The sequence below is a fragment of the Nonlabens sp. MIC269 genome (genome assembly GCF_001430865.1).
GTDB classification, from domain to species: domain Bacteria; phylum Bacteroidota; class Bacteroidia; order Flavobacteriales; family Flavobacteriaceae; genus Nonlabens; species Nonlabens tegetincola.
In genome coordinates, this window is sequence record NZ_CP011373.1 from 1969067 (window position 1) to 1981959 (window position 12893).

A 12893-nucleotide genomic window follows, 5' to 3' on the forward strand; every position below is an offset into this window, starting at 1 on the left:
AATATGTCTATCCTGCTAGAACGGTTTTATATTTATCTAGATTTTTTAATGTAAGACCTGTACCGCGTACCACTGCTCTTAGAGGATCTTCTGCAATGTATACAGGAAGATCGGTTTTTTGAGATAGACGTTTATCCAGTCCTCTAAGCATCGATCCACCACCAGCAAGATAAATACCAGTATTATAGATGTCGGCCGCTAGTTCTGGAGGAGTTTGAGATAAAGTTTCCATCACAGCGTCTTCAACACGTAGGATTGATTTATCAAGCGCTTTGGCAATTTCACGATAAGAGATCTTAACTTCTTTTGGTCTACCCTTGATTAAGTCACGACCTTGCACGCTCATTTCCTCTGGTGGAACTTCTAAATCCTCGGTAGCTGCACCTATTTGAATTTTTATCTTTTCTGCAGTGCGTTCACCTACATAAAGATTATGCTGTGTGCGCATGTAGTAAACGATATCGTTGGTGAAAACATCGCCTGCGATTTTCACCGATCGATCACAAACTATTCCTCCTAGAGCAATAACCGCAATTTCAGTTGTTCCTCCACCTATATCAACAATCATGTTTCCTTTAGGTTGCATGATGTCAACACCTATACCTATTGCTGCTGCCATTGGTTCGTGAATAAGGTAAACTTCCTTACCATTTACACGCTCGGCACTGTCTTTAACCGCACGCATCTCAACTTCGGTTATCCCAGATGGTATACAAATCACCATTCGTAAAGATGGGGTAAAAAGTCGTTTCTTAAGTGCAGGAATTTCTTTGATAAACATCGAAATCATCTTTTCAGAAGCATCAAAGTCTGCAATTACACCATCTTTAAGCGGCCTAATGGTTTTGATATTTTCATGAGTTTTACCTTGCATCATGGCTGCTTCCTTACCTACGGCAATTATTTTACCCGTAGTTCTATTTCTAGCAACAATAGATGGACTGTCCACAACAACTTTACCATTGTGTACAATTAAAGTATTTGCCGTACCTAAATCAATGGCAATATCTTCAGAGAGAAAGTCAAAAAATCCCATATAAACCTCAGAGGAATAAGTTAATAAGCGTCACCTACAAATCTAATCAAATAATTAGTGTTTAAAGTGTCTAGTACCTGTAAATACCATTGCAATACTATTTTCATTGCAATAATCGATTGAAAGTTGGTCTTTTATGGATCCACCTGGCTGTATAACAGCTTTAATTCCAGCATTATCTGCGATTTCTACACAATCAGGAAATGGGAAAAATGCATCACTAGCCATAACAGCACCTTCAAGATCAAAATTAAAGCTACCGGCTTTGTGAATAGCTTGATTAAGAGCGTCTACTCGTGATGTTTGACCAGTACCACTTGCACATAACTGCTTTCCTTTTGCAAGAACAATTGTGTTTGATTTTGTGTGTTTACAAATCTTTGAAGCAAATAATAAATCTTCAATTTGCTCTTCGCTTGGGCTTATTGTAGTTGCAGTTTTTAGATCTGCTTTTTGATCTGTCTTAATATTTGGATCCTGTACTAGATAACCGTTTAAAGAAGCTCGTACCTCAAGTGTGTTGTGATCACGCTTTCGCGAAAGCGCACCATCTACAAGCTCTAGTAATATTCTATTTTTCTTGCCTTTAAGTATCTCCATAGCGTCCTCATCAAAAGAAGGAGCTATAACTACCTCACAAAATAGCTGGTGTATTTCTTCGGCTGTTGCTTTGTCAATATTCGTATTTGCGATTAAAATACCACCAAATGCGCTCACAGGATCACCAGCAAGTGCATCAACATAAGCTTGATGGATAGTGTCGCGTTGTGCAACTCCACAAGCATTGTTGTGCTTAAAAATTGCAAATGTAGGAGCATCATGCTCAAATTCACTCATAAGATTCACAGCGGCATCAACGTCTAGTAAGTTGTTGTAGGATAGCTCTTTACCGTGGTGTTTAGTAAACATCTCGTTAAAGTTGCCGTAGAACCAACCTCTTTGATGCGGGTTTTCTCCATATCTCAAAGGCATGACAGTAGGTTCACTTATCTTAAGAGCTTTATCTATAGAGTGGCCAGAAAAATAATTGTAAATAGCACTGTCGTAGTGTGAAGAGACATTGAAGCAATTCGTTGCAAAACGCTTGCGTTGTTCTAAGGTAGTAACCCCATTACCTTCTTCTAATACCTCTAATAGAGCTGCATAATCCTGAACGGTTCCTACGCATAAAGTGTCTTTATAATTTTTGGCACCTGCTCTAATTAAAGAAATTCCGCCTATATCAATTTTTTCTATAATATCTTGTTCACTTGCGCCACTTGCTACCGTTTTTTCAAAAGGGTATAAATCTACCACTACAATGTCAATTTGTGGTATGTCAAATTCTTTAATTTGAGCAACGTCGTTTTCATTGTCACGGCGATTTAAAATCCCTCCAAAAACTTTAGGGTGTAAAGTTTTTACACGACCGCCTAAAATAGATGGGTATGAGGTAACATCTTCAACAGGAACTACAGGAATTCCTAGGTCTGTAATAAATTTTTCAGTACCACCGGTTGAATAAATAGTGATGCCTAATTCATTCATTTTTTGAACAATAGGTTCTAGTCCTTCCTTGCTGAATACGGAAATTAATGCGCTTTTTGCAGTGATATTACTCATGTTGTGTTGGGGTTATTTAAACAAGTTGCAAAAGTAATTCAACTCATTCATTTTGAACTCCATTATAAATAAAATATTGCGATACTTTTAAATTTTATTTGGACAGATTCAATCAACCATTTGTTTTACTTTTTCTAGGTCTAATCCGCCGTAATTTCCACTACTCATTAGAAGTAAAACGGACTGATCTAGATTTTTTTCAAGAAGCCATGTGCTGAAGGTCACAGGCTCGGTCATGATGATTAAATCATCTCGGTCAAAAGCCTCGAAAATTTGCTCCTTTGTAATAGGTGCTAATTGTTTTATGGCAACAGCCTCTGGACTGAAGAATACCACTGCCTCATCAGCAGCGTCAAGAGCTCCTGCGTATTCTTTCAGGAATTCTGGATTTAAGCTGGAGTAGGTGTGTAGTTCAAGACAAGCAATGAGCTTGCGCTCGATATACTGGTCGTGTACGGCTTCAGTGGTGGCTTTAACTTTACTTGGAGAGTGAGCAAAATCTTTAAAAATTACTTTACCATTAGATTCTGCTATTTTTTCTAAACGTTTAGAAGCTCCTTTAAAACTTGCTATTGCTTCATAAAAGTCATCTTCATCGATACCCATATGTTGACAAACCCATTTTGCCCCAGCAAGGTTATTTAAGTTATGCTTACCAAATATCTCTATAGGCATAGCACCTTCAGGTGTTTCTAGATAGGTAATACCGTCTATTATTTGATGTTCTGGAAGGTGGTAAGAGTGCTTGCGTGTAGGTTTTTTTGCAGCCTCACTAATTCTCTTTACCTCGTCATCATCTTCATTATAAACAAGTATACTTCCATCTTTCATTAACTCAAGAAACATCTCAAATTGACTTACATAATTTTCATAAGTAGGGAAAACATTAATGTGATCCCAAGCAATACCTGACAATAAAGCAATGTTAGGTTGGTATAAGTGAAATTTAGGACGTCGATCGATAGGACTTGATAGATACTCATCACCTTCAAGAATCATAAATTCATTATCATCCGTAAGGTGCACCATAGTATCAAATCCTTCTAATTGAGCTCCTACCATGTAATCCACTTCTTTATCGTGATAATGCATCACATGAAGAACCATTGAGGTTATCGTCGTTTTACCATGAGAACCTGCAATTACAACTCGTGTTTTATTTTTTGATTGTTCATATAGATATTCTGGATAGCTATAAATGGTAAGACCTAATTCTTGAGCTCTTTTTAATTCAGGATTGTCTTCTTTAGCATGCATGCCAACAATTACTGCATCTAGTTCGGTGGTAATTGCTTGTGAGTTCCAACCATATTCCTTTGGTAAAAGTCCATATTTTTCTAATCTGGATTTACTAGGTTCAAATATCACATCGTCGCTACCTGTAACTTGATAACCTTTATGATGTAATGCTAGTGCTAGGTTGTGCATGGCGCTACCGCCTATTGCTATAAAGTGTACTTTCATAAATTAGTTGAGCTTTTGGTTCAATTGACTTAGGGCGGTTTGTAGTTGTGCCGATTTTGTTTTGTCTAGACCAGTCTTGTATATTTTTAATGCTTTCAATGGTAATTCTTGTTTCTCATACAATTGCCCTAGCAGCAAGTATGTAGTAGGAGAGCCTCCAACCTCAATGGCTTTCTTGTAAGATTCTTCTGCCTTTGAGTAATCTTCCTCATAGGTGTAAATAAAACCAAATGCTAAATGACCATCAACCGGTGATATTTTAAGTAATTCATCAGCATAAAACTTTGCTTTTTTAATACTACCACCTACTATACCTGGTAGTTCACAGTACATTTGAGATAAAGCATGCCTAGACTCAATATGCTTTTTATCTAAAATAGCAGCTTGATGCAAATGAAACTTTACATCGTCCAAATATTTAATCGCTTTAAATTTTGAAATCCCCTTGATGTAAAAAGCCATTGCTCCACCGTATTTAAAATGGTAGTTAGCATTTTTAGGATCACGTTCAACCAGTATCTCAAAATAAGACATAGCTTTCTTGTATTTTTTTTGATGCCCAGCGATGTCGCCCAAACGCTCGATGGCGATAAGTTGAGTGCTGTCCTTATCATAGATGTTCTGGTACTTTACTAACGCTTCTTGGTAATTTTTGTTCTTATACAAGGCTTCGGCATCTAGTAAATCAGTTTGTGCCTGAATAGTATAAGCTGCTAAGAAAACAATTAATAATAATACTCGTTGCATAACATCAAAAGTATCAAAAAGCAGTCCAATAATCGATTTTCACTCATTAAAAATAGGGTTTTACTCATTTCGCTTTCGCGAAAGCGTACCTATCTCATATCTTTAGTAAAAAATTGATATGAAAAGCACGCCAGCCATTTTATTCGTCCTTATCTTATTAGGTCAAATTATCGTTGCTCAATCTCCATTTCAAAATCAATGGGAAGAAATTGAAAAATTAGAGCTTTCAAATAAAATCAATGAAGCCCATAAGATACTTAACGGTATTTATGAAAAAGCTCAGAATGAACATCTTAATGACGAGATGATTAAGGTTACGGTATTTAAATCGAAATACACACTGATTAATCAAGAAGACGCGCAACGTAAAGTCCTCAAAATGTTGGATAGCTTAATAACTATCAAACAGTTTCCTGAGCGTAACATATATCAATCCTACAAAGCTCAATTGCTATATAATTATTATAATACCAATAGGTATCTTATCGATCGAAGAAATAAACAAAATGGAGCTATTGATGACTTTAAACAATGGACTAAGATTCAATTTGTAGATGAAATTAATGCTTTATTCACCAGTTCTTTAGAGGAGCCATTAGAACTGGCCAAGATAAAAACCGTTGAATATGATGCATTATTCTTTCAACGTGTAAACGGACGATTTTTACAACCTACCTTACTGGACGTTTTGTTTAGAGAAGCATTTCCTTTTTTTAATGATCCAATCAAAAAATCATTTTATTCGCCTATAAAACCTACAGAAAAGGAGATGTTCTTGCCGACGCAAGAAATTAGTGCAAATGCTACTTTGCTAAAAGTTTATCCAGTTTTAAAAATGTATAACTTATTGGAAAAGTTACATAGTCGACTGGGCAACGATCAGGCGTACCTTTACACAGTCATAGAAAGAATGAAATATGAACGTAGTTTAAATAATGATGATTTTACCTTATTATATATAGATGCATTAGAAAAGCTCTATCGTGCAAATAAGGGAAATAAAGAAGCGAGCTTGGTTTTGAATCTGCTTGCAAGAGAGTATTATCAATTGAGCTTGGATTATTCTTTGCCAGACTTTAAAACCTACCGAAATAAAAGCATACAACTGGCTCAACTTGCTATTGATGATTATAAAGATTCCTACGGTAGTCTGCTGGCTCAAGTAATTTTATCGAGCATTTTTGAAACTACTGCAAGGATTGATATCGATAACTACGTAACACCGAATGATTCTATCTTAGGAAATTTTACATATCGTAATATTGATAATGCTACTTTATATGTGATTCCTGGTAAAAGTTACTATTTGTATAAAAACGATAGTTTGGCTAGGGATACTTTTAATAAAGCACTAGCGAGTAATGAATTAATACATGCAGAACATTTTCCTTTACACGATGTGGAAGACACTTACTCTCATGATTATCAATTTGTTGTACCAGGATTAAATGCTGGTCATTATAATGCAGTTCTTGAAGTTTGTGAAAATGACGTTTCAAAAATCAAATTTCTTTCATTCAATGTAAGCAATATCGCTGCAATAGAGCGAAAGACTCCAACCTATATTGAATTGAGTTTATACAATCGAAAAACTGGAGCTCCTTTAAGCAGTGCTCGTGTAAAAAGATTTAATAATTATACATACAATCCTATAGGCAATTTTAAAGTAGATCAAGATGGTAGGGTGAAATTACCTTTAAAAAAGAATGAAGACGCCAATGATTTTGATCTATTAATTATTAATGGTAAGGATACTCTAGAAACTGATTTATACGGATATCGTGAAGTAAAAACTAAATATAAACATGAGCGTATAGCTAAATCATTTCTCTATTTGGACCGTGGTATTTATCGACCTAATCAAGAAGTGTTTTTTAAAGGTATTGTTTTGGAAAACTATAAAAAGCAATCAAAAACGCTCGATAACTTTACTGTGAAACTCGAGGTAAAGGATGCTAACTATCAAGTGATTCATGAGGATACGTTGACCACTAATGATTATGGAAGTGTAAGTGGATCTTTTAATTTACCTCAAGACGTTTTAACTGGTAGGTTCACATTGAGTTTAAATAAAATTAATGATAGAATAAGAAATGTTGACAGATGGATTAATAATCAATATAGCTTTCAAGTAGAAGAATATAAACTACCTAAGTTTAAAACTAGTTTTGAACCAATAAAAGAGTTGTATAAAATCAATGATAGTGTAAAAGTTGTGGGGAAAGCTATGGCTTTATTAGGAAGCCCGATTACTAATGCACAGGTTAAATATACAGTAAAACGAAAAGCGCAATACCATTGGTTTTACAGGCATAAAAACAAAGAAGAGAGTTTTCAAACGGGAACTGTTAAAACAAAAAAGGATGGTAGTTACGAGATTGTTTTTAAAGCTTTACCAGATGAAAATTATAAGATAGGGGAAAAGGTATCATATACCTATGAAGTAAAAGCTGCTGTCACCGATTTAAATGGTGAAACTAGAGAGGCAAATACTCAGGTTAAAGTAAGTACAGAACCCTTTTCTTTATCCATTTCTAATAACGATTTAACCATAGATAATGATACAATAACTATAGCCGCAAGGAATGCTAATGGTCAGTTTGCATCTACAAAGGTGGTATTAGAAATCCGAAAAAAGGAAAATGAGAACCGACCAATATTTCAAAAAAGAACAGAATCTAACTACTATTCTCATAGATCATACATCGTAAACGAGAAATCTGAAAATACAGAAGCCTTTCCTAAATTCTACGAATACAGTCGCGAAGATCATATAAATGCTTTTCCATACAGAGCAGCGGACAATCGGGAATTCGTATCAAGTTCTAATCGATATGAAAGCCGTCCTGCAAATGATTGGAAGGACATGCCAATCCTTTATAAAAAAGAAGTGGTGATAGATAGTATTACCTCAGTAAAAGTTCCAATTACTGAAGAATGGCAAAATGGGGCTTATTACTTCTTCGTAAAATCTATTGTGGAAGATGTTTCTAACAGACAAGAGGTTAACATTCATGCCGATAAAAGTCAACCATTGTTTCCAACAATTCTTGAGGTTGATGTCTCCCAAAATAATGACCTAACTAGTGTTACTGCAAAAACTAGTATGAATGGTATTTATTCACGTGTACTCATATGGGATAAAAAAAGTATTTTAAAAGACGAAGTACTTTACTTTAATAAGGGAACAAATAGTGTTTCATATACATTTAAAGATGTAAATGGAGATAATTTGAATTTTCAATTTATTACCTACATAGAAAATCATTTACATTCCATTTCCAAGACATTAAGTCTACAGAAAATTACACCAGTCAATTATAAAATTGAGACAAGTACATTTAGGGATAAATTAGCCCCAGGCGAAGAAGAGATATGGTCATTTAAAATTAAAAATCAAAAAGACCAGCCGATGGTGGCAGAGGTACTAGCGAGTATGTATGATTTGGGTCTAGATCAGTTTAAGCCTAGCTATTGGGGTTTGCCTTACTTCAACAATTATAATTACGGTATACATGTAGGTTATTTTGAAAACATAGAACCGTTAAATGATGATTCTGATAGTATCTTCTTTAATAGTACTTATGATAATACAGTGCCCACTTTGGAGTATGATAGACTTCGGTTTTTTGGACTCAATTTTAATAATCCAGGAATTGTAAACAGTAGTTATCTTAAAAATATAAGTCGTAAACATAAGGAGTTAAAACCAAAACAAGGTTTTGTAGTAGGTGTCGTGAGCGATTATGATGGTCCTATAATAGGCGCAACAGTAAATGTAAAGGGAACGAATATAGCTACCACTACAGATTTTGATGGTCAATATGAAATTGTTGCTCAAAAGGAGGATGTTTTGGTGGTTTCCTATGTAGGTTATGAGAGTAAAGAAATAATGGTAGGAGAGAATACGGTAATCAATGCATCTTTAGACTCTTCTTTGGATGAGGTTGTAGTTGTAGGCTATAGAACAATTCATAAATCTAGATCAAATGTAGCAACTTCAGTTGTTTCAGCAATGGAAGTTATGGATAGGCCAAATTCAGAAGTCATTCAAAGATTACAAGGTCAAGTGCCTGGTTTGCAAGTGCAATACTCAAGTGGTCAACCTGGTGCAAATCCACAGGTTTTATTAAGAGGAATATCATCTGCTCAAAGCAATATATCGCCTTTATATATAGTTAATGGTGTTCCTGTGAATAAGGAAGACTTCAAAGGGCTTAATCAAGATGATATTAAAGAAATCGCAACTCTTAAAGATGCGGCAGCAACATCCATTTATGGTAATCGTGGAGCAAATGGAGTAATTGTGATATCAACCAAACAAGGTGTTTCAACTGCCGACATTGTTAATCAGGAAATAGAATTAAACAAAGTCAAGGCTAGAAAAAACCTAAAAGAAACTGCCTTTTTCCTGCCACACTTAAAAACAGATAAACAGGGCAATCTTAAAGTAAGTTTTACGAGTCCAGAAATGCTTACCGAATGGAAATTTCGATTACTAGCCCATAACAAACAAGGTCAGTTTGCACAACTAACTAAAACAGTGCGTACTCAAAAAGATTTGAGTATTGTTCCCAACGCACCGCGATTCTTAAGAGAAAAAGATACCATTAAATTATCTACTAAAATAGCAAACCTTTCTGAGGAGGATTATAACGGTATAGCTCGATTACAATTATCAAGTGCAATTGATGGTTCAAGTATAGACGATAAATTTAATAATACTAGCGCTACTCAGAATTTTCAGGTAGATGCCGGTGGCAATACATCAGTAGCATGGACTTTTGTGGTCCCAGTAGGAGCGCCGCCAGTCACTTATAGAATTACTGCAAGTACAGGCAAGTTCTCAGATGGAGAAGAAAATGTATTACCTGTTCTTACTAATCGCGACTTGGTTACTGAGACTCAGTCTATGTGGGTAAGATCAGGTGTTAATAAAAGTTTCACCCTTAACAATCTTAAAGAGAATAATTCCAGCACTTTAGAACATCATAAACTTACATTAGAATATACTTCAAACCCTGCATGGTACGCTATTAAAGCCTTACCTTATCTTAAGGAATATGAACACGAGTGTGCCGAACAGACTTTCTCTAGATATTTTGCCAATGCTACATCGGCACATATTTTAAACAGTCATCCAGAAGTGAAAAAGGTTTTTGACAAATGGGCAGCACTAGACGTTCCTTTATCAAAGCTGGAAAAGAATGATCAACTCAAATCCATTTTACTTACCCATACTCCATGGGTGCTAGATACTCAGGATGAAAAAGAACAGCTTAAAAGACTAGCAACTTTGTTTGATCTGGATCGAACAGCTAGAGAGCAGAAACGTACTTTCAAAAAACTTAAGAAACTTCAAAATAATTCAGGATGGTTTCCATGGTTTAATGGCGGTGCAGACAATGAATACATTTCTAGACATATAGTCTCAGGAATAGGTCGAATGGAACAACTGCAAATTAGACATGAAAATCAGGAAGAAATGAGAGCTATGTACGATAAAGGTGTTCATGCTCTTGATAAAAAATGGGAAGAGCAGTTCAAGAATCATCGTACCAATTATGGTCGTATTACAGATACAACTAAATTTAAAAGTCCTGAGGACTATAATTTCTATTACGGTTATTGGCATTACCAATATGCGCGCAGCTTTGGGATGTCTCAAAAAAGGCTGAAGCCTGTAATTGGAATTTTGAAAGAGTATGAGGATTACGCTTTCGCGAAAGCAAAAACAGAATTTGCAACCCATACCAGGTACCAACAATTATTAATAGCACTTGTTTTACATCGCAATGGTTTTACCAATGATGCTCAAAAGATTCTAGAAGGTTTAAAACAAATAGCTATTAATAGCGAGGAAAGAGGAATGTATTGGGAGAATACAAAATACGGGTGGCGATGGTACAATAATGATGTGAACACTGTTGCACTAGCTATTGAAGCTTTTGCTGAGATAACAGACGATCAAGAAACAGTAGAGTCTTTGAAGGTCTCTTTGATTAGAAGAGGACGAGCAAATAGATGGGATTCAACAAAGTCTACCGCTATGGCTTGTTACGCCTTATTGTTAAAAGGTGATAACTTCACTAGTATCAGCGCTGAACCGCGTATTTATTGGGCAGGCAAAGATGTGATAAATGAAATGCTAAATGAAGACCAGGTTGAAGAGGGAACGGGATATTTTAAAACTAGTATAGACAAGGAAAAAATATCTAAAGATTATGCAACCGTTACGGTAGATAACAAATCGAGTACTACAGGTTATGGAGCCTTATACTGGCAATATTTTGAAGACTTAGATAAGATTAAGGCGCATTCAGGTGATGGTCCACTTAAGGTTAAAAAACAGTTATTTAAAAATATTACAAACGATGATGGTACTAGTTTGCAAGAAATCACTCAAGAAAACCCGGTTAAAATAGGTGATCTTATTACAGTGCGTATTATCATCACGGCGGTAGAGGATATGGAATACATTCACTTAAAGGACATGCGTAGCAGTGGCTTTGAACCAGTAGATGTTATTTCAAAGTATAAATGGCAAGATGGTCTAGGATATTATCAAAGTACCAAGGATGTAGCTTCTCATTTCTTTTTTGATAAAATTGATAAAGGGACCTATGTATTTGATTATAACGTACGAGCAAACAATGCTGGTCAATTTTCTAATGGAATAACTCGAATAGAGTCAATGTATGCTCCAGAATATGGAAGCCATAGTTCAGGTACTAGAGTAAATATTGTGGAATAATATAGGAATTCAAATTTTACATAAGTATTTGTGGTTAATGTCTAGCGAACTTTTTATCCTTTAAACGAGAAGTTTCTAAAGCACTGTATTAATTATCACATTTGTTTAGGTTTCTCTATTTTAGTCATGGAAAAACATTCATGGACATAAAAATTAAAAAGATTACCGCTAGAGAAACCTATATAGTGCGCCATCCAGTATTGCGCCAGGGTAGACCTATAGATTCATGTTACTGTGAAGGTGATGATGACTTAAGTACCATTCACCTAGGCGCAGTAATAAGTGATGAGGTTTACGGTGTAGCATCTTTTATGAAAATTATGGCTCCGGTTGCTTTTCCAGTAAATTCAAAAACTCAGTACCAATTGCGTTGCATGGGTGTTATAGAAAAAGCACAAGGAATGGGAATAGGAGCGCTTATCATGAAAAAAGGTTTTCAATTACTACAAGAAAATCAAATTGATATTTTATGGTGTAATGCAAGACTTAATGCTGTCCCTTTCTATGAGAAATTAGGCTTTAGTGTCCAGGGTGAGATGTTTGACATACCTCTGGTAGGACCTCATTATAGAATGTGGAAAGAATTAAAAAGTATTTAAGACATGAGGCACCTATTTTTTGTTCTTCTTTTTTGTGTACTGGGCTCTCAAGATAAGGGTAAGCTCACAGGGCAGTCACCTAACCCAAACAACTTGTTAGAGATTGAGGCGCAACAGGCATTTGATAGGATGAAAGCTGCTGCATTTAAAGATGGTATTGAACTACAAGTTGTCTCTGGCTATCGAAGTTTTGAAAGGCAACAGGCTATATGGAACCGTAAATACACACGGTATGAAAAGCAAGGCATGTTACCCGATGCGATTTTTGATAAAATTGTAGAATACAGTACAGTGCCAGGAACATCACGCCATCATTGGGGTACCGATTTAGATATTATAGACGCAGCTGCTACTTATAAAGGCGATGTTCTTGTTCCAAATAAATTTCATGGTAATGGACCTTTTTGTAAAATGAAAGAATGGATGGAGCTTCATGCCAGTAAATATGGATTTGAATTAGTTTATACCTTGAATGAAAATCGAACTGGATTCAACTATGAACCGTGGCATTATAGTTATGTTCCGCTTTCGCGAAAGCGGTATAAAAAATATCTTGAAGAAATTGATCTAATACCTTTTTTACGCAGTCACAAAATATTAGGAATGAATAAAATAAGCGATGGACGTTTAACTAGGTATCTCGAGGAGCATATCAAAGGAATTAATCCAAAATTAAAATAGTAATTTTAAA

General features: G+C 35.4%; 7 protein-coding genes. 3 read left to right on the forward strand and 4 right to left on the reverse strand.

Translation table 11 applies throughout. The annotated features are described in order from the left end of the window. Positions 1–7: 7 nt before the first annotated feature. The 4 genes from AAT17_RS09130 to AAT17_RS09145 all read right to left on the reverse strand — a co-directional run bounded on the left by AAT17_RS09130 (position 8) and on the right by AAT17_RS09145 (position 4849). Positions 8–1036 (reverse strand): rod shape-determining protein, encoded by a 1029-nt coding sequence (locus AAT17_RS09130; RefSeq protein ID WP_042279614.1) that lies wholly within the window; start codon positions 1034–1036, stop codon positions 8–10. Positions 1037–1090: 54 nt separating this feature from the next. After that, positions 1091–2638 (reverse strand): bifunctional phosphoribosylaminoimidazolecarboxamide formyltransferase/IMP cyclohydrolase, encoded by a 1548-nt coding sequence (gene purH / locus AAT17_RS09135; RefSeq protein WP_060523781.1) that lies wholly within the window; start codon positions 2636–2638, stop codon positions 1091–1093. Between the two features lie 108 nt (positions 2639–2746). Then, positions 2747–4102: a UDP-N-acetylmuramate--L-alanine ligase gene (gene murC / locus AAT17_RS09140; RefSeq protein WP_060523783.1), complete on the reverse strand. Its 1356-nt coding sequence runs from the start codon at positions 4100–4102 to the stop codon at positions 2747–2749. A gap of 3 nt (positions 4103–4105) precedes the next feature. Next, the gene (locus AAT17_RS09145) at positions 4106–4849 is read right to left on the reverse strand and encodes a lipopolysaccharide assembly protein LapB (RefSeq protein WP_052510393.1); all 744 of its coding nucleotides are present in this window, start codon (positions 4847–4849) and stop codon (positions 4106–4108) included. Positions 4850–4967: 118 nt separating this feature from the next. Here AAT17_RS09145 and AAT17_RS09150 point away from each other — a divergent pair, with 118 nt between their 5' ends. The 3 genes from AAT17_RS09150 to AAT17_RS09160 all read left to right on the forward strand — a co-directional run bounded on the left by AAT17_RS09150 (position 4968) and on the right by AAT17_RS09160 (position 12883). After that, positions 4968–11603 carry an MG2 domain-containing protein gene (locus AAT17_RS09150; RefSeq protein WP_060523785.1) on the forward strand — a complete coding sequence of 2212 codons (6636 nt, stop codon included), beginning with the start codon at positions 4968–4970 and terminating at the stop codon, positions 11601–11603. Positions 11604–11743: 140 nt separating this feature from the next. Further along, positions 11744–12202, forward strand: a complete 459-nt coding sequence (locus AAT17_RS09155; protein WP_042279625.1) for a GNAT family N-acetyltransferase — start codon at positions 11744–11746, stop codon at positions 12200–12202. Positions 12203–12205: 3 nt separating this feature from the next. Continuing rightward, positions 12206–12883 carry a M15 family metallopeptidase gene (locus AAT17_RS09160; protein WP_060523787.1) on the forward strand — a complete coding sequence of 226 codons (678 nt, stop codon included), beginning with the start codon at positions 12206–12208 and terminating at the stop codon, positions 12881–12883. The last annotated feature ends 10 nt before the right edge of the window (positions 12884–12893 follow it).

Bases quoted from the DNA above. Each gene is read 5' to 3' on its own strand.
- AAT17_RS09160 (WP_060523787.1), top strand. From the start codon at position 12,206: ATGAGGCACCTATTTTTTGTTCTTCTTTTTTGTGTACTGGGCTCTCAA.
- murC (WP_060523783.1), bottom strand. From the start codon at position 4,102: ATGAAAGTACACTTTATAGCAATAGGCGGTAGCGCCATGCACAACCTA.
- AAT17_RS09145 (WP_052510393.1), bottom strand. From the start codon at position 4,849: ATGCAACGAGTATTATTATTAATTGTTTTCTTAGCAGCTTATACTATT.
- purH (WP_060523781.1), bottom strand. From the start codon at position 2,638: ATGAGTAATATCACTGCAAAAAGCGCATTAATTTCCGTATTCAGCAAG.
- AAT17_RS09130 (WP_042279614.1), bottom strand. From the start codon at position 1,036: ATGGGATTTTTTGACTTTCTCTCTGAAGATATTGCCATTGATTTAGGT.
- AAT17_RS09155 (WP_042279625.1), top strand. From the start codon at position 11,744: ATGGACATAAAAATTAAAAAGATTACCGCTAGAGAAACCTATATAGTG.
- AAT17_RS09150 (WP_060523785.1), top strand. From the start codon at position 4,968: ATGAAAAGCACGCCAGCCATTTTATTCGTCCTTATCTTATTAGGTCAA.